Annotated in this window: 17 protein-coding genes; 6 read left to right on the top strand and 11 right to left on the bottom strand. The window is 72.4% G+C overall.

The genetic code is table 11. From position 1 onward, the window contains the following. Positions 1 to 171: 171 nt before the first annotated feature. From AB0D28_RS20950 to ngcE, 7 genes are all read right to left on the bottom strand, one after another. Complete coding sequence (locus AB0D28_RS20950; RefSeq protein ID WP_357388068.1) at positions 172 to 603, bottom strand: SRPBCC domain-containing protein; 432 nt, start codon at positions 601 to 603, stop codon at positions 172 to 174. Continuing rightward, positions 596 to 916: a metalloregulator ArsR/SmtB family transcription factor gene (locus tag AB0D28_RS20945; RefSeq protein ID WP_357388066.1), complete on the bottom strand. Its 321-nt coding sequence runs from the start codon at positions 914 to 916 to the stop codon at positions 596 to 598. Before AB0D28_RS20945 ends, AB0D28_RS20950 begins: the two co-directional genes overlap by 8 nt. After that, entirely contained in the window at positions 909 to 1280 is a 372-nt protein-coding gene (locus AB0D28_RS20940; protein WP_357388064.1) for a glyoxalase superfamily protein, read from the bottom strand. Before AB0D28_RS20940 ends, AB0D28_RS20945 begins: the two co-directional genes overlap by 8 nt. Positions 1281 to 1364: 84 nt before the next feature. Continuing rightward, positions 1365 to 1934, bottom strand: coding sequence for a hypothetical protein (locus tag AB0D28_RS20935; RefSeq protein WP_357388062.1), 570 nt, complete (start codon positions 1932 to 1934; stop codon positions 1365 to 1367). An 85-nt stretch (positions 1935 to 2019) separates the two neighbouring features. Further along, entirely contained in the window at positions 2020 to 2934 is a 915-nt protein-coding gene (locus AB0D28_RS20930; protein ID WP_357388060.1) for a carbohydrate ABC transporter permease, read from the bottom strand. Continuing rightward, complete coding sequence (locus AB0D28_RS20925; RefSeq protein ID WP_357388137.1) at positions 2931 to 3839, bottom strand: sugar ABC transporter permease; 909 nt, start codon at positions 3837 to 3839, stop codon at positions 2931 to 2933. Before AB0D28_RS20925 ends, AB0D28_RS20930 begins: the two co-directional genes overlap by 4 nt. After that, the gene (ngcE, locus tag AB0D28_RS20920; protein WP_357388058.1) at positions 3839 to 5254 is read right to left on the bottom strand and encodes an N-acetylglucosamine/diacetylchitobiose ABC transporter substrate-binding protein; all 1416 of its coding nucleotides are present in this window, start codon (positions 5252 to 5254) and stop codon (positions 3839 to 3841) included. The genes AB0D28_RS20925 and ngcE overlap by 1 nt, the downstream gene beginning before the upstream one ends. Before the next feature lie 163 nt (positions 5255 to 5417). Here ngcE and AB0D28_RS20915 point away from each other — a divergent pair, with 163 nt between their 5' ends. After that, positions 5418 to 6806 (top strand): acyltransferase, encoded by a 1389-nt coding sequence (locus tag AB0D28_RS20915; RefSeq protein WP_357388056.1) that lies wholly within the window; start codon positions 5418 to 5420, stop codon positions 6804 to 6806. Between the two features lie 3 nt (positions 6807 to 6809). Here the strand turns inward: AB0D28_RS20915 and AB0D28_RS20910 are convergent, their stop codons facing one another. Further along, entirely contained in the window at positions 6810 to 8105 is a 1296-nt protein-coding gene (locus AB0D28_RS20910) for an aspartate aminotransferase family protein (protein WP_357388054.1), read from the bottom strand. Between the two features lie 152 nt (positions 8106 to 8257). Here AB0D28_RS20910 and AB0D28_RS20905 point away from each other — a divergent pair, with 152 nt between their 5' ends. Continuing rightward, positions 8258 to 9211, top strand: a complete 954-nt coding sequence (locus AB0D28_RS20905; RefSeq protein ID WP_357388135.1) for a hypothetical protein — start codon at positions 8258 to 8260, stop codon at positions 9209 to 9211. A 57-nt stretch (positions 9212 to 9268) separates the two neighbouring features. Here AB0D28_RS20905 and AB0D28_RS20900 read toward each other — a convergent pair whose 3' ends face one another. Next, the gene (locus tag AB0D28_RS20900; protein ID WP_357388052.1) at positions 9269 to 9955 is read right to left on the bottom strand and encodes a Tat pathway signal sequence domain protein; all 687 of its coding nucleotides are present in this window, start codon (positions 9953 to 9955) and stop codon (positions 9269 to 9271) included. A gap of 345 nt (positions 9956 to 10300) precedes the next feature. Between AB0D28_RS20900 and AB0D28_RS20895 the strand changes: the two genes are divergently transcribed. The 3 genes from AB0D28_RS20895 (at position 10301) to AB0D28_RS20885 (ending at position 12415) form a co-directional block, all read left to right on the top strand. Continuing rightward, entirely contained in the window at positions 10301 to 11050 is a 750-nt protein-coding gene (locus tag AB0D28_RS20895) for a TetR/AcrR family transcriptional regulator (RefSeq protein ID WP_357388050.1), read from the top strand. Positions 11051 to 11232: 182 nt separating this feature from the next. After that, complete coding sequence (locus tag AB0D28_RS20890) at positions 11233 to 11862, top strand: DUF6230 family protein (protein ID WP_357388048.1); 630 nt, start codon at positions 11233 to 11235, stop codon at positions 11860 to 11862. A 1-nt stretch (position 11863) separates the two neighbouring features. Further along, the gene (locus tag AB0D28_RS20885; protein ID WP_357388046.1) at positions 11864 to 12415 is read left to right on the top strand and encodes a DUF6114 domain-containing protein; all 552 of its coding nucleotides are present in this window, start codon (positions 11864 to 11866) and stop codon (positions 12413 to 12415) included. 1 nt (position 12416) lies between these two features. Here the strand turns inward: AB0D28_RS20885 and murD are convergent, their stop codons facing one another. After that, positions 12417 to 13763, bottom strand: a complete 1347-nt coding sequence (murD, locus tag AB0D28_RS20880; protein ID WP_357388044.1) for a UDP-N-acetylmuramoyl-L-alanine--D-glutamate ligase — start codon at positions 13761 to 13763, stop codon at positions 12417 to 12419. Positions 13764 to 13850: 87 nt separating this feature from the next. Between murD and AB0D28_RS20875 the strand changes: the two genes are divergently transcribed. Further along, the gene (locus AB0D28_RS20875) at positions 13851 to 15200 is read left to right on the top strand and encodes a hypothetical protein (protein WP_357388042.1); all 1350 of its coding nucleotides are present in this window, start codon (positions 13851 to 13853) and stop codon (positions 15198 to 15200) included. A 138-nt stretch (positions 15201 to 15338) separates the two neighbouring features. Here AB0D28_RS20875 and AB0D28_RS20870 read toward each other — a convergent pair whose 3' ends face one another. Further along, on the bottom strand, positions 15339 to 17135 hold the full coding sequence (locus tag AB0D28_RS20870; RefSeq protein ID WP_357388040.1) for a PucR family transcriptional regulator ligand-binding domain-containing protein: 1797 nt from the start codon (positions 17133 to 17135) through the stop codon (positions 15339 to 15341). Between the last annotated feature and the right edge of the window lie 14 nt (positions 17136 to 17149).

Here is a 17149-nt window from a genome sequence, read left to right as displayed (position 1 = left end):
GGCTGCCCGCGGACGGCCTCGGCGAGTTGTCGTCCGGCGGGCGGTGCGCGGCGTCGGGCTTCCTGCCGAGCGGAGAGTGACGACGGCTCAGGACATCTGCCGCGCCGTCCTGCGGGTTCGGTCGCTTCCGCGCTCAGCTCGACAGGCGACCGCGAGCACCCACGCGAAGGGTCAGGGCAGCGCGGCCAGGGTGCCGGCGAGGCGCGTCCAGACCCGGGTACGCCAGCCGCCGTCGAGGACCGTGAAGGTGCGGCGCTGAAGCGGGTCGTCCGGGTCGAACCCGGCGTGCTCCAGGAACAGGCGGGTGCCCCGCCCCTCGGGCACCAGCGTCCAGGTGACCACGGTGTCGAGCGTGCCGCCACGCCAGGCCCACCGCATCCGGCGCGGCTCGTCCAGTTCCAGCACCTCACAGTGGACCAGCCCGTCGAACCGCCGGCCGGGTCGCGGCTCGGTCCGGAGCGTGAACCGGTGCCCGGGCACGGGCCGGAAGTCGTTCGGCATGAGCCAGCGCTCGATCAGATCGGAATCGGTCAGCACACGCCACACCTTGGCCGGCGGGTGAGGCAGGAACCGGTCCACCGCGATGCGGGTCGGCTCACTCATCCGGCATCGTGTCCAGCACGTCGCCCAGGCTCGCCAGCCGCTGCCGCCAGAACCGCTCGTACGGGGTGAGCCAGTCGGCCAGCTCCCGAAGCGGCTCCGGGCGCAGCGCGTAGACCCGCTGCCGCCCGACGGGCTGCTCGGTCACCAGCCCGGCGTCCTTGAGCACCCGCAGGTGCTCCGACAGGCTGGGACGACGCATCTCGAAGCGGTCGGCGAGCCGCCGCACCGGCTGCTCCCCCTCGTCGCGGAGCAGCCGCAGCAGTTCCCGCCGGGTCGGGTTGGCCAGCGCCGTGAACACGTCCGGCTCAGACATGCGTCTCCTGCAGGACGAGCCCGTTGCCGTCCGGGTCGGCGAAGGTGACGTAGCGCCCCCAGGGCGCGACCTGGACGCCGTCCTCGGCGAACGCCACGCCCCGCTCGCGCAGCCGGGCCACGTCCGCGTCGAGGTCGTCGGTCTCCAGCACCAGCCCGCGCAGCGAACCGGCCGGCATGCTGTCGAACCAGGTGACAAGCGTGAGCGTGGTCGTGGCGCCCGCGGGGGCCACCTGGACCCAGCGACCGGCGGGCATCGGATTGTCCCGGACCAGGTCGAGACCGAGAACGTCGACGTAGAAGTCACGCGCCCGGTCCTGGTCGCTGACGGGCACCGAGAGGATCTGCACGTGGGTGACGGACATGCCGCCAGAATAGGTAGGAGATTTCCTACCGGTCAAGCGGCACGCGGGCCGGCCGGCTCGACCCGGCCGGCCCGCGTCGCATGCTCAGGCGTTCGGATTGCCCGGCTGCCCCGGGTGCCAGCCCTGCGGAGCCTGCTGCCCCGGATGCGGCGGGTACGCCGCACGCTGCTGCGGCACCTGACCGGGGTGCCCCTGCGGCGCGCCGTACTGCGCGGACTGTCCCTGCGGCGCGCCGTACTGCGCCGGCTGCCCCTGCGGCGCGGCGCCGTACGGTGCCGGCTGGCCGTGGGCGGGCCCGAACGCCGGGCCGGGCTGACCGTGCCCCGCCGCCGGGTACGTGCCCGGCTGCTGCGGCGCGCCGGCGAACTGCTGCCCACCGGCGAACTGCTGTGCGGCGGCCTGTTCGCGTGCCTCCTTGCGCGCCTTCACCGCGCGCACGATCAGCAGGATCGGCAGCACGAAGACGTAGAAGAAGATCCGGTAGCTGTCGCCGTCGAAGAGGAAGAGCAGGTAGAAGCCGTACCCGAAGAAGGCCAGGCCGATGACCACGTTGAGGATCCGGGAGCCGGTCCCCTGTTCCTTGACCACCGCGCCGACGACGACCATCGCGATGCCGCCGAGCATCAGCAACAGCGTGTAGAGGAGGAAGAACATGATATTCCTGTCGATAGACGAGCGTGCCGGCTCACCCTAGGTCAGCTCGATCTCTCCCACTGCCCCGTTGCCTGTGGCAACCACCTCACTTGAGCTGCCCGGCGGTCAGTCCGGACTGGACCTGACGCTGGAACGCCACGTACACCACGAGCACCGGCAGCACCGCGATGGTCAGGCCGGCGAACAACTGGGCGTAGTCACCGGCGTAGCCCTGGCTGACCGCGAGCGAACTCAGCCCCTGGGCGAGCATCCGGTCCTGCCCGTCGCCGGGCAGCAGCACCTGGGGCAGCAGGAACTGGTTCCAGTGGCTGAGGAAGTTGAAGATCCCCACACTGATCAATCCCGGTCGCGCCATCGGCAGCATCACCCGGAAGAAGAGCCGGAAGTGCCCGCACCCGTCGATCAGCGCGGCCTCCGCCACCGACGTCGGCAGCGTCCGGAAGAACGCGGTCAGGAAGAACACGGTGAACGGCAGCGAGTACGCGGTGTAGACCAGGATCAGGCCGGGCCAGGTGCCGAGCATGCCGACGCTGCGGACCACGAAGAACAGCGGGACCAGGGCCAGGAAGACCGGGAACATCATGCCGCCGACGAACAGGTAGTAGACCACCTGCCGGCCGCGGAACTCGTAGCGCGCGAAGACGTACGCGGCGGTGGCGCCGAGCAGCATGGTCAGGCTCAGCGAGCCGGCCACCACCACCAGGCTGTTGAAGAAGAACCGGCCGATGTGGGCGGTGGTCCAGGCACGCGTCCAGTTGTCGAACCGCAGCGCCTCCGGCAGGCCCCACGGCTCGGCGACGATCTCGCCGTTGGTCTTGAGCGAGCTGAGCACCATCCAGGCCAGCGGCAGGACCGTCATCGCCGCCCAGAGCAGCAGGAAGCCGTGCGAGAAGACGTTCGCCACGCCCAGCTCGCGGCGCGGCGGCCGGTCGCCCGGTCGTGCGGCGCCGGCCGGGACGGGAGCACCGGCGGTCGTCGTACCGGGATCCACTGTGGTCACGAGTACTCGATCCGATCACGCCGGGCGGTGCGCAGCGCCAGCACCGCCACCGAGAGGGTCAGGAAGAACATCGCCACGCCGATCGCCGAGGCGTACCCGAACTTGTTCTCGCTGCCGAACGACGTGTCGTACATCCGCAGCCCGATCACGTCGGAGGAGAAGTTCGGCCCGCCGTTCGTCATGAGCTGGACCAGGATGAAACCGTCCAGCGCCGCGATGGCCAGGTAGATCCAGGCGACCTGGATGGTGTCCCAGAGCAGCGGAATGGTGATCTTCCGCAGCATCGTGGTGCGGGACGCGCCGTCGAGCAGCACCGCCTCGTAGATGTCGCGCGGGATCGCCTGCATGGCGGCGCCGAAGAGCACCACGTAGAAGCCGACGTTGCTCCACACCATCACGGCCAGCACGCACCAGAACGCGAAACGCGGGTCGCCGAGCCAGGCCGGCGTGGCCAGCCCGACGGCGCGCAGGGCGCCGTTGAGCAGGCCACTGGTCGGGCTGTAGATCTCCTTCCAGAGCAGCGCGATGATCACCACCGAGAGCACCTGCGGGAAGAAGTAGACGAGCCGGTAGACCGAGGTGCCCCGCACCCCGGTCACCCCGGCCCGGCCCTTGCGTCCGCCCATGGTGAGCATGCTGGCGAAGAACAGGCCCAGCGCGATGGTCACCACCGGCACCACGGCGAGCAGGATCGCGTTGTTCTTCAACGCGTTCCACACGTACCCGTCGTTCAGCAGCGTGCGGAAGTTCGCCAGGCCGACCGGGTCGGCCTGCGCGGAGTAGCCCATCCAGTCGGTGGTGGAGATCTGAAACGCCTGGAGGTACGGCGAGAGCACGAAGATGCCGTACAACGCCAGCGGGGGCAGCAGGAACGTGAGGATCAGGGGGTAGCGGCCCTGTCGCATCACGCCGACCGCTTGTACTTCTTGACCGAGCTGTCCTGCGCGATCGAGTCGGCGCTTTTCTGGCACTGGTCGAGGAACTCGGCCGGGGAGATCCGGCCGCTGAAGAACTCGCCACAGGCCGCGTCGACCAGGTTGCGCTCCAGCTTCCGGTAGTAGTTGTTGTAGACCCAGTTGAAGCCGTTGGACCCGGACGCGTCGAGCGCCTTGACCACGGTGCTGAGCCCGTACGGCAGGTCGATGCCCTCGGTGGCGCCGGCGACCACCGGCAGGCTGGCGACCTTCCTGGTGAAGTCCTGTGCGCCCTTGCGGGAGAGCATGGTCCGGAAGTACTCCAGGCCACCGGCGACGTTGCGCGCCTTCGCCGGCACCATGAACGGCTCGCCCGCGGTGCCCCGGATCGCCTCGTACGGCAGCTTGTCGCCGCTGCCCAGGCTCGGCGTCGGCGCGACTGTCATGTTGAAGCCGGGCGGCGTGACGTCCTTCTGCTCGCTCTCCAGCCAGGAGCCGCAGGAGATGAACGCGGCCTTGCCCTGGCACCAGGCGGTCTGCGACTGCTTGTGGTCCAGGCCCGGGGAGCCGTCGAGGATGAACTTGTCCTTGACGATCTGGTGCCAGGCGTCGGCGGCGGTCTTCATGGCGTCCGACTTCCAGGCGTTCGGCTCCAGGTTGTCGATGGCCAGCGCCACAGACGGCCCGCCGAGCTTGATCGCGGTGGAGATCAGCGGCCAGCTCATGTAGCGGGGGTGCACTCCGGCGTACGTCCAGGGGGCGATGCCCGCGGCCTTGATCCGGCGGCAGAGCGCGATGTGGTCGTCCCAGGTCTTGGCGTCCTCCCAGCCGCGGTCGGCGAACAGCTTGGTGGAGTGCCAGATGCCGTACACCGTGTAGGTGTAGTTCAGCACCAGGAACCGGCCGTCGTAGGAGCCGACCTCGACGGTGCCGGGCAGCAGCGTGTCCTTGACCGTCTTGCCGGGCGTGTCGAGGCTCGGCGCGGCGAGCAGCTCGCCCAGGTCGGCGAGCGCGTTCTGGGAGACCAGGCCGTTGAAGTCGATCTGGCCGGCGCCGGAGTTGTTCACCACGTCGGGCGGGCTGCCGTCGACGAAGCGGGGCTGGAGGGTCTTGCTGATCTCCGCGGTGGCCGAGTGCTTGATCTGCGCCTTCGGGTACCGCTCCTTGTACATGGCCTCGTGTGCCTTGGCGTAGTCCTCGCCGAAGCCACCGTTGAAGATCACCACCTCCAGCGGGGCGTCCTCGGCGACGCCGAGCGGGTTCTGCTCGCTCTTGGTGCCCTTGTACGCGTCCTTGTCGCCCGCGTCGTCGCCACCGGAGGTGGCGCAGCCGGCGAGCAGGCCGGCGGCGGGGGTGGCCAGCAGACCGGCGGCGGCGCTGCGCCGTAGGATCTCACGCCTGTTCATCGCATCTCCTCGGTCCGGGTACGCGCGGTGAGCACCCTGTCGCTTGTCTTCACAAGACGCATTTGCAATGAAGAATTTCTACGACAGTGCGGCGGGGACCACAAGCCCTCTCGACCGATCCGTTATCCGTACCGGTCCGGGCCGGCTGGCCTAACCTGAGCCCATGCGCCGCCTGCGGCAGCTCGCGCAACGCACGCCGCCGGGGCGGGAGCGCTACATCGACCTGCTCCGGGCGCTCGCCATCACCATGGTCGTGCTCGGCCACTGGGGCGTGACAGTAATCGGGTACGACCACGGCCGCCCCGCCGGCCACTCCGCGCTGGGCGACCTGCGCTGGGCCTGGCCGCTGACCTGGGTGGCCCAGGTGATGCCGGTGTTCTTCCTGGTCGGCGGCTACGCCAATGCCGCCTCGCTGGCCGCGCGCCGGCGCCGGGGCGGGTCGGCGGCCGGGTGGCTGGTGGACCGCAGCGCCCGGCTGGTCCGGCCGACCACCGTGTTGCTGCTCGTCCTGGCCGCCGGGGCGGGAGTCGCCACGCTGCGCGGCGCCGACCCGGCGCAGGTGCGCGCGGTGGTCTGGTTCGCCACCATCCCGCTGTGGTTCCTGGTCGCCTACGTCGCGGTGGTGGCGCTGACCCCGCCGATGTACGCGCTGCACCGCCGGTTCGGGCTCGCCGTGCCGGTGGCGCTCGTGGTCCTCGTCGCGCTCGGCGACCTCGGCCGGCTCCTCGGCCCGGCCGCGCTCGCCGACGGCAACTACCTGTTCGGCTGGCTGGTCGTCCACCAGCTCGGTTTCGCCTGGTACGACGCCGCCCGGGCGGACACCCGCCGGACCGGCGGCGGAACCCGGGGCCTGTTCCGCCGCCGGCTGCCGCTGTCCCGCCGCTCGGGCGCGGTCCTGCTCGGCGGCGGTCTTGTCGCGCTGCTGCTGCTCACGGTGCTCGGGCCGTACCCGGTGGCGATGCTGCACGTGCCGGGCGAGCGGCTGGACAACGCGGCGCCGCCGAGCCTGGCGCTGATGGCCACCGCCGCCGCACAGCTCGGCCTGATCCTGCTGCTGCGCGGCCCGGCCGGGCGCTGGCTGCGCCGGTCCGGCCCGTGGCAGGCGGTACTCGCGGTGAACGCCGTGGTGCTCACCCTCTTCCTCTGGCACCTGACCGCCGCGGTGCTCCTCGTCGGCCTGCTGGACGCGCTCGGCGTGCTGCCCACTCCCCCGGTCGGCTCGGCGGCCTGGTGGGCGTGGCGCGTGCCGTGGCTGCTCGCGCTCACCGCGGTGCTGGCCGTGCTGGTCGCCGTCTTCGGGCCGGTCGAGGCCCGCACCCGCCGCCCGGCCCCGACCGGGCCGGCCGGGGCGAATGGCCGGCGGCTGCGGGCCACCCTGGCCGTGGCCGGGTACGCGGGCGTGCTGGCCGGTCTGCTGCTGAACAGCCTCGTGCCCAAGGCCGCCCAGGAGCCGCTGGGCCTGCCCGCCCCGGCGCTCGTGGCGTACCTGGCCGGGGCGGGTCTGCTGCGGCTGCTCAGGTCGGGGCGGGCGGGTCGGCGCCGGCCGGGTTGACGCTCACGCCCCGATCGCGGCGCTGATCGCGTCGACCAGGATCGCCAGGCCCTCCCGGGCCTCGTCCTCGGTGAGCGTCAGCGGCGGGCCCATCCGGATCACGTTGCCGTAGAGGCCGCCCTTGCCCACCAGCAGGCCGCCCGCGCGGCACGCCTCGAAGACGCTTGTGGTCAGCGCCGGGTCCGGCTCGACGGTGCCCGGGTGGACGAACTCGACGGCGAGCATCAGCCCCTTGCCGCGTACCTCGGCGACCTGGGCCAGTCCGGCGGTGGCCGCGCGCAGGCCGTCGCCGAGGATCGCGCCGACGCGGGCGGCGTTGCCTTGGAGATCGTGGTCGAGCAGGTAGTCGAGCACCGCGTTGCCGGCGGCGGTGGAGACGGGGTTGCCGCCGAAGGTGGAGAAGCTGATCGCCGGCACCGACTCCAGCACCTCGGCGCGACCGACCACACCGGCCAGCGCGAAGCCGTTGCCGACGCCCTTGGCGAAGGTGAGCAGGTCCGGCGTCACGCCGTGTGCCTGGTAGCCCCAGAAGTGCTCGCCGGTACGGCCCCACCCGGTCTGCACCTCGTCGCTGATCAGCAGGATGCCGTGCTCGTCGAGCACCTTCTTCCAGGCGGCGAACAGCCCGTCCGGGCCGTGCACGAAGCCGCCCACGCCCTGGACCGGCTCGGCGATCAGGCAGGCCACGTCGCCAGTGGTCTGGGTGGCGAGCACCTCGCGCAGGTCCTCGACCGCCGCGTCGACCCGGTCGGCGGCGTCGAGCCGGGCCAGCAGCCCGCGCAGCCGTTCACCGGAGTGCAGCCAGGCCACCTGCAACGGGTTCAGGGCGCTGGCCGACCAGCCGCGGTTGCCGGTGACGCCCATTGTCGCGTACGTCCGGCCGTGGTAGCTGTTGCGCACCGCGAGGATCTGGTGCGAGCGCCGGTGGTTCGTGGCCACGAGCAGCGCCGCCTCGTTCGCCTCGGTGCCCGAGTTGGTGAAGAAGACGCGGGCGTCCGGGATGCCGGAGAGCCGGGCGATCTTCTCGGCCAGCTCGACCTGCTGCCGGATCAGGTAGAGCGTGGAGGTGTGCACGAGCCCGGTCCGCAGCTGCCGTTCGACCGCCTCCCGGATCTCCGGGATGTCGTGACCGACCATGGTGGTCAGCACCCCGCCGAAGAAGTCCAGATAGGTCCGGCCGGCCGCGTCGGTGACCCGGCGGCCGGAACCGGCCACCAGTTCCAGCGGTTCGGCGTAGTAGAGCGGCATCCAGGACGGGAGCACGGCGCGGTGCCGGGCCAGCAGGTCGTCGGAGGTCATCGGCGCACCCTTCAGCGGAGGTGGATCCCCGCACGTTCCCACCACCACCGGGGCCGGGACAACAGGCGACGGACGGGAGGCCCGTCCGATCCGCGTCCCGGCCGGTGCGGGAGCGGTCCGGCGGTAGCATCCGCCGGGTGCGTACGGATCAGGTGACACTGCCGGGCGGCGCGACGCGCGCGCATCTGCTGGCCGAGGTCCGGTCCTGGGTGGAGTCGGCGCCGGTGCGGCGTCTGGTGTCGCACTTCGGCGGCGACTGGCCCGGCGGTGATCTGGCGGCGGTGCTGGCCGGGTTGGACGCGTTCTCCGCCCGCCGCTGGGACTTCCGCCAGGGCCGGGAACGCCCGGACGCCCGGGAGCCGGCGTTCGATCCGGCCACCGCCGCACTGGTGCTGAGCGCCGCCGAATCGCTGGGCCTGGTCCGCTCGGTCGCGCCGGCCCGATCCGGGTACGCGCACCTGTTGGTGCTCGGCGGGCTGGCGCACGCCTGCCTGCGGCGCACCGCGTACGCGGCGGTGCTGGCCCGGACGGTGGCCGAGGTGTCCGGCGAGGTGGCGGTGCTGGGCAGTTTCCGGCCGCTGTCGGCGGCCGAGTCCCACACGCTGGACGCCGCCGGGCTGTCCGGCTGTGCCACCGAGGTGGACGTCCTCGACGCCGGTGTGCGGCTGGCGTTCGGCGTGACCGGGCCGGACGACGAGCGTGGCGAGCCGGGCGGTCATCCGCACCGGGCCTGGTCCTCGCGCACCTACCGGCCGGCCGGGTCGCCCCCGGTACGGGTGCTCGCCGCGCCGTCCAGCGAGCCGGACCGCCGTCGCGCGCACACCGCCGACACGCAACGGTTCTGGGCCGAGCACGTGCGGCTGCGCGCGGACGACCCGGTGCTGATGGTGACCGCCCCGATCTACGTGCCGTTCCAGCACTGCGACGCGCTGCGGACGCTCGCCGTGCCGTACGGCTGCGGCGTCGAGACCGTCGGGGTGGATCCGGCCGCACGCGCCGTCGTCGACCTGCCGGAGCCGGCCCTGACGCCGGGCCGCTACCTCCAGGAGATCCGGTCGGCGCTGCGGTCGATGCGAGCGCTGCACGCGACGCTGGCCACCGGCTGACCGGCTCATGGGCCGGTGCCCGGCGAATCCGCCGCGCACCGGCCCGGGAGCCGGGTGTCAGTTGACGTAGACCGCCGGGCTGCCGGTCTTGCTGGTGTCCTTCACCGGCGAGTACGACGCGGTGAAGTACGCGGTGCCGAAGCACAGCGACGGGCCGGAGAACTTGGTCAGGGGCTGGTTGGTGAAGCTGATCGAGTTGGTGGCGTTCGACGCCGTGCCGGTGAGCGAGTTCGTGCTGGTGCGGTAGACGCAGGTGATCGCGCCGAGCAGCGAGTTGAGCACGACGGTGCTCTGGATCGGCGCCGCCGCCGTCCCGGAGATCTTGACCACGCCGGCGCTGGTCACCGAGGTGGTGTACGGCAGGTTGTTGACGGTCACGCTCTTTACGCCGGTGGTGCCGATGACGTTTGTCGTGCAGCTGGTGAACGACTGTGCGGTGAGGCTCTCGGTCGCGGTGCCGGGTGCGGTCGGGTTGGTCAGCACCTTGGCGCTGAAGGTGGACGCGGCGCACTTGATGCCGGTGGTGCCGCTGGTCGAGGAGTAGAACGTGGCGTTCGTACCGCTGCGCAGGCTGGCCTGGATGACGTCGCCCACCGACACGGCGGTGCCGCCGACGGTCGGGTAGGTCAGCACGGCACTGGCGAGCGAGGTGGCGGGGGCGGCGGTGGCGGGAGCGGCGCCGACCAGACCGGTCAGCAGCGTCAGGGCCGCGAGGCCCGCGCCGATGCGTCCGTACCTGGGCATGGTTGTTCCTTCCGGCGGTGGGACAGGTGCCGGCGGCGTCCCGATTGGACGGAGCCGGTGGGATGCGGCGGCCGGGATCGGGCCGCCGATGGTGGTGGTGCGCCGTCGCGGCCTCAGCGGGCCGGGCGGCGTGGCGCAGTGCGGCGTCGCCGCGTCACCTGGGTCTCTCCGGCCTTGGGGGGACGGGTCCGCGCGGCGATAATGGCAGCCATCCGGCCCTCCTTCGACGCGTACGGGGTGACCGACGAGAAGTGATCACCAGCGGTGACGAGGCGTAAACTGAGCGTGTCGAAAGTTATAAACCTCGGAGGGTCGTAAAGTCAACGAATCAAGAAAGGTCGATGAGTGACAGTGCCGAGCCCGCCGCCGCCGGCGCCCGCGCCACTGCCGGGCGCCCGCCACGGCCGCGACCCGGATCGCGCCATCAAGCGCGGTCCGCGCCGCGTGCCGGCCGAGGAGGTGGCGGCGACCCAGCGCGACCGCCTCTTCGACGGGCTGGTCCGGGAGGTCGCCACCCGGGGGTACGACAACGCGCGGGTCAGCGACATCTGCCACGCCGCCGGGGTCACCCGGCCCGCCTTCTACGCGCTGTTCAACGGCAAGCAGGACGCGTTCCTGGCCGCGTACCGGCACGGGATCGCTGTGGTCTCGCACCTGATGGAGGACGCCTACCGCGACGCGGGACCGGACTGGCCGCAGGCCGCCCGGGCAGCGCTGCGCACGCTGCTCGACGTGCTGGCGAGCGTGCCCGCCTTCGCCCGGATGGCGCTCGTCGAGGTGGACGCGGCCGGCCCGGACGCCCGCCGGGAGCGCGACGCGCTGCTGCACAGCTTCCGCCGGTTCTTCGCCGACGCCGGGCCGGCACCCGCCGAGGTGGACCGGGAGGCACTGCTGTCCACAGTGGTCGGCGGCATACACGCCACCATCCGGGAGCGGGTGGCGCAGGGGCGGGCCGACGAGCTGCCGCTGCTGCTGCCGGCGCTCACGTACGCGGCGACCGCGCCGTTCCTCGGCCCCGGAGAGGCGAGCCGCGTCGCCCGGGTGGCCCGGACGGACGACGGCCCGGCCGCCACCGCGCCCTGCGTTCAGCCCTGAGCGGTGGAAAACCGCAGCGGTTTTTCACTTTGGCCGCTTTTGGCAAATGCCGCCCAACCATCTGCTACAGACAGTTGACCGCATCTTTACTCAGCGGTAACTTCGGCCTGCGCCCTCGGCGCGCACATCTTGCGAATCCCACTCGCATCGTCGCGAATGAATTGATCTCGAAAGGGGCCGGCATGTCGGAGCAGATCGAGCAGATCGAGACCGATCAACCGCGGAGTGGCGTGCGCTGGCGCCGGTTCGCCGTCACGCTCGGCGCCGTGGCGGCCGGCGCGGCCGGCATGGTGGTGCTGACCGCGCAGGGTGTGCTCGGCGCGCAGTTCGCCATCTCGGGCATGCCGTTCACGGTCACCGCCGACAAGCTGGAGGGCACCGGCTTCGAGCAGTTCGCCACGCTCGACCAGATGATCCCGGACAGCCCCAACCAGGGCGACACCGGCGGGCAGGTACTTGTGATCGTCTCGGCCATCGACAAGGCCGAACTGACGAATCTCTGCCAGAGCATCAACCTGGGCGGGACGAATCTGCGGATCACCGCCGGCAATTCCGGAAAGCCGGTGACCGCCCGCACGCTCGTGGTCGACGGCGACGAGGTCGCCGGTAACGCCTCCTTCAAGAACATCGACGTGGGCCAGGACGCCAGCACCGTCGACAAGGTCCCCGGGGTCAAGGGCAACCCGGGTGTGTTCGCCCAGCAGGCCGACAGCGTGACCATCACCAACCTGCGGCAGAACAACTACGCCACCACGGCCGCCGTGTTCACCCTGCCCAACCTGCGCATGGGCTTCAGCTCCGAAGGGTGCTGAGGTGAGCGCGGGACAGCACTCGGCGCCCGCCGCCGGCGTACGCACACGCTGGCGGCGCTGGCGCCAGGCCCGGCCGTTCACCGCCGGGCTGCTCATCGCGCTCGGCGGCGCGGAGATGCTCGTGACACTGCGCGCGCCGCTCGGGGTGCTGCTGCACGTCGGGCCGCAGGGGCTGGCCGCGTACCTGGTCCCCCTCGTCCTGGTCATCTGCGGCGTACTGCTGATCACCACGCCGCAGCAACGCGTCTTCTACGCGGTGGTCTCCCTCGTGCTCGGGCTGGTCTCCTGGCTCACCTCGAACCTGGGCGGCTTCCTGATCGGCATGCTGCTGGCGCTCGTCGGCGGCGCGCTCGCGTTCGCCTGGACGCCGGTCAAGCGACGGGCGACACACGCCGGCCCGGCGACGGCGCCCGCCGCGACTGACACGGTGCCCATTGAGACGGCGCCCGCGCCGCGCGAGCCGGTGGACAGTGCGGCACCCACCGAGTCGCTCGACGCGCTCCTGTCGGCCGAGCCGGGGCCGCCGGGGAACGCCCGGGCCGACCGCGGCTGACTCAGCGGGCGGTGTCCGCGACCGCCTGTGCGAACACCTCGGAGCGGTGCTCGAAGTTGCGGAACCGGCCGTAGCTCGGCGCGGCCGGGGACAGCAGCACCACCCCGCCGGCCGGGGTGAGATCGCGGGACAGCCCGACGGCGGCGACGAGGTCGTCGGCCAGCTCGGTACGCACCGACGGCAAGCCGGACAGCGCCTCCACGATGCGGGGGCCGCTGTCCGGCACGCCGATCACGGTGATCTCCCGGCCGGCCAGGTGGGCACGCAGCGGGCTGTAGTCCAGCCCCCGGTCGGCGCCGCCGACGATCACGGTCAACGGCCGCCCCTCGTACGCGTCGATCGCGTGCATGGCCGCATACGGGCTGGTGGCGAGCGTGTCGTCGACGAAGGTGAGCCCGGACGGGTCGGCGATCTCGGTGAGCCGGTGCGCCAGGCCCTGGAACTCGGCCACCGCCACGGCGAGGCTGTCCTTGCGCGCCACCACGTCGACGCCGAGCGCCTCCAGCACGGCGAGCGCGACGCAGAGGTTGCCCTCGTTGTGCCGCCCGACCAGCGGCAGCACCGCGCGCGGGAACAGCGGCGTGTCCCGCAGGTGGAACCACCGCGTGCCGTCCGGCCCGGTGGCGACGTGCGTGGTGTCCGGCGCGCCGGCCCGGATCGCGGCCCGGTCACCCAGCTCCGCCGTCAGGCGCGGGTCGGCGCCGTTGACGACCACGGCGTGCGGGCCGTGCGCGATCAGGTTCAGCTTGTCCCGGTAGTACTCCCGCTCGCCGCCGTGCGCGTCCAGGTGCTCGGGGAACAGCGCTGTCACCACCGCCACCCGCGGCGAGTCGGTCAGGTCGGAGCACTGGTAGCTGGACAGCTCCAGCACGTACAGCTCCGCCTCGGGCAGGTCCAGCAACGGCACCCCGATGTTGCCGCCGAACACGTTCGGCCGGTCCATCGCGGTGAGCAGGTGACTGATCAGGCTCGACGTGGTGCTCTTGCCCTTGCTGCCGGTCACCCCCACGGTCCGGTCCGCGTGGTCGGCCATCCACAGCGCGCTGCCCTGCGTGACGAGCACGGACCGGCGGCGCAGCTCCACCATCCACGGGTGGGTGTTCGGCACACCCGGCGAGCGGACCACCACGTCGGCGGCGGCCAGGCGCGCGAAGCCCTCCTCGCCGGTGACGAGCGGCGCCGCGGCGGCGAGCGGACCGTCCCAGGGCAGCGTGAGGAAGTTCGCGCTGTCGTCGACGACGACCAGGCCGGCCGGCCCGTGCGCGGCGATCGCGGTCACCGCGGCCCGGCCCTCGCGGCCGGCGCCCCAGACGGCGACATGACGTCCGCGCAGATCAGACAGACGCACGGGCTCTCCTCGGACTCGGTCGACGCACGGCGGGCAGGGTCCGGCCCAGCCGGACACGGCCGGACGAACCAGGGCCTAGTATGGCGTGTGCCCAACGAGCAGCTGCGGCGGATGGACGCCTTCACGTTCCCGTCCTACTCGATCGACTTCGCCACCGGCGAGGTCCTGTTCGACTACGCCCTGACCGGTCCCGACGGCGAGCAGCGATTCACCGAGGTGATCACGCTTCCGCTGCCGGCCGAGCCGGTCACCGACGCCACGGCGGCCACCCTGGCCCGGGTGCTGGAGCTGCTGCACGTGGTGGCCGGCGTCAGCTACTACAAGGCCGCCGCGCCGCCCCGGCTGGTGCTGCCGGCGCCGCTGGGCGCCGCCGCCGTCGAGCTGGTCACCGCCGTCTACACAAAGGGCCTCGCCGAGTACGCGTACCGCAACGAGCTGCCGCACGTGCTGGAACTGCGTCCCGAGGTGCCGTCCGGCGCCGTGGATCCGGCAGTGCCGGTGGACAACTCCGACCGCCGCCCGCTGTCCGCGGTGGGCGGCGGCAAGGACTCCATCGTCACGCTGGAGGCGCTGCGCCGTGCCGGCCTCGACCCGGTGCCGTTCTCGGTCAACCCGAACCACGTGATCGTGTCGGTGAACGAGGCGTCGGACCTGGTGCCGCTCGCCGCCCGGCGACGGCTGGACCCGGTGCTGTTCGAGCTGAACGCGGCCGGCGCGCGCAACGGGCACATCCCGGTCACCGCGATCAACTCGCTGATCGCGGTGGCCACCGCCGTCCTGCACGGGCTCGGTCCGGTGGTGATGTCGAACGAGCGCTCCGCCTCCGACCCGAACCTGATCTGGAACGGCCACGAGATCAACCACCAGTGGTCGAAGGGCGTCGAGGCGGAAGGGCTGCTGCGAGCCGCGCTGGCCGAGCACGCCGGGCTCACCGAGCCGTACTTCTCGTTGCTGCGCTCCCTGTCCGAGCTGCACATCGCCCGTCTCTTCGCCGAGATCGACAGGTACGACGCGGTGGTGACGAGCTGCAACGCCGCGTTCAAGCTGCGCGACGCGACCGAGCGCTGGTGCCGCGACTGCCCGAAGTGCCGGTTCGTGTTCCTGGCCATGGCGCCGTTCATGCCGCGCGAGCGGCTGACCGGCATCTTCGGCGGCGACCTGCTGGCCGACGAGTCCCAGGTCCCCGGCTACCGGGAGCTGCTCGGCATCGACGGGCACAAGCCGTTCGAGTGCGTGGGCGAGGTGGAGGAGTCGGTGGTCGCGCTGAGCCTGCTCGCCCAGCAGGACCAGTGGCGTGACGCCCCGGTGGTACGCGCCCTGGTGGCGGCGCTGCCCGACGCCGCCTGGCAGGCGGCCGCGACCTCCGACGTGTTCACCCCCGGCGGCGACAACTACGTCCCCGCCCTGTACGCCAAAACCCTCACCGTCCTGACCTGACCCCTCCCCCTCCCACCCCACCCCGCTCCACCCAGCCGCGTCGATCATGAGGTTGGACCGGCGGTTTGTCCGGGATCGGCACCGTCAACTTCATGATCGACGCGGGCAGGCCCGACGGGGCGAGGAGGGTGGGCGGGGTCAGGGGGTGCGGACGGCGTCCAGGGCCAGCAGGGCGACGTGCAGGGACAGGCACCTGTCGACCGAGTCGAGGTCGGCGTCGAGGATGCGGCCGATGCGGGCCAGCCGCTCGTAGAACGCCGGCCGGGACAGGTGCGCGGCAGCCGCCGCGGCCGACTTGTTGCGCCCCTGCTCCAGGTACGCCCGCAGGGTGCCGAGCAACTGCTCCCGCGGATGCCGGGCGTCGTGGGCGAGCAGTGGCCCGAGTTCACGCTCGACGAACGTCTGCAACCGGGGCTCGTCACGCAGCAGGTGCAGCAGCCCGGCCAGCCCGACGTGCGGCAGCCGGTAGCAGGGCAGATCCCGGGGATCCCGCCGGGCCGCCTCGGCGACCTGCCGCGCCTCGATCAGCGACCGGCGTGCCTCGCGCAGGCTGCCCACGCCGGACCCGGCCGCCACCACGATCGCCGCCCGGGGCGGCGCGTCGACGGGCCGCCCGTTCCCGGACGCCACAGCCCTACCGCCGGGCCGGTCGGTAGCGTCGGCCGGTCGAGCCGAGCGGGCGGCGGGGACGGCGTCGAGGCGTACCCGGCGCAACGCCGTGGCGAACGCGGCGAGGGCCTTCTCCTCGGCGGCCGGGTCGGGCAGCGCCAGCAGCGCGCCGACCGCCTGGTCGTCGAGCGGGCTGGTCAGCGCGGTGAGCTTGGCGTCCCGGACGGCCTGGCTGACCGCCTCGGCGAGGTCGCGCAGGCGGGCCGGGCCGGCCTGCGGACCTTCGGCGTCGGCGTCGCGGCGCGTGCCGCGCCGGGCGGGGGTGGCCTCGTCGTCGGGGGTGCCCGGATCACCGGCGAGTTCGTCGGCGCGGTGCCGGACCACGACGCCGACCAGGTGCCGTCGGTCCAGAACGACGCCGAGCGCCTTGGCCCGCAGCGCCACCTCGTCCACCGGGCGGGTGTGGTCGATCAGGGCGGTCAGCAGCGTGCGGTGGATCTGTCGTTCCAGGCCCTCGGCGTCGCGCCGGATCAGCCGGCCCAGGGCCAGCGTGGAGGCGGCCCGCTCGATCAGGATGGTCAGCCGGGTCGGCGGGGGCGACTCGGTCGCCGGCCAGCGCAGCAGCAGCCGTCCCCAGTCCTGTCCCCGCGCGCCGACGGTGGTGACCAGCCAGCCACTGTCCGGGTCGTACGCGGTCCGCCCGGGCGGGCGGATCTGCCGCGAGTGCCGCTCCCAGCCGTCCAGCAGCAGTTCGGCGTTCTCCCCCGCCGGGTCGTACGCGAGCACCTGCCGGGAGAGGTTCTCCAGCACCATCGGGCAGCCGGCCAGCTCGGCGGCCTGCCGCAGCACCTCGGCCGGCTCGGCACCCTCCACCGACAGCTCGGTGAACCGCTGGTGGATCTCCTCGGTGGCGCGCAGCTCGGTGAGCTGGGCGTCCACGATCAGCGCGTGCACCGCCTCGGTGATCCGGACGAACGGGGTGCCCCGGCGCAGCTCGATCAGGGGCAGGCCGCGGCGTTCGGCGGCGGCGGCCATCACCCGGGGCACTCCGGTGAGGTAGCGGCGGCCCAGCTCGACCACCAGCCCGGAGGCCCCGACGTCGGCCAGGGTGCCGATGAACTCGCGGAGACCGGCGTCGTCGGCCGGCAGCCCGATCCCGGTGGTCAGGACGAGTTCCCCGCCGCCGAGCAGGGTGGCGATGTCCGGCACCTCGGCGATGTGCACCCAGCGCACCGACCGGTCCAGTCCGGCGTTCCCGGCGACCAGGCGGGGCGCGCCGTGACGCACGGGCACCAGGTCCAGCACCTCACGCACGGTAGGGAACACGGGCGATACGCTAC

It is taken from the genome of Micromonospora sp. NPDC048169 (genome assembly GCF_040652815.1).
In the GTDB taxonomy this organism is placed as follows: Bacteria; Actinomycetota; Actinomycetes; order Mycobacteriales; family Micromonosporaceae; genus Micromonospora.
The sequence above is the reverse complement of the archived record's forward strand: the minus strand, read 5'-3'. Positions and strand labels throughout refer to the sequence as shown.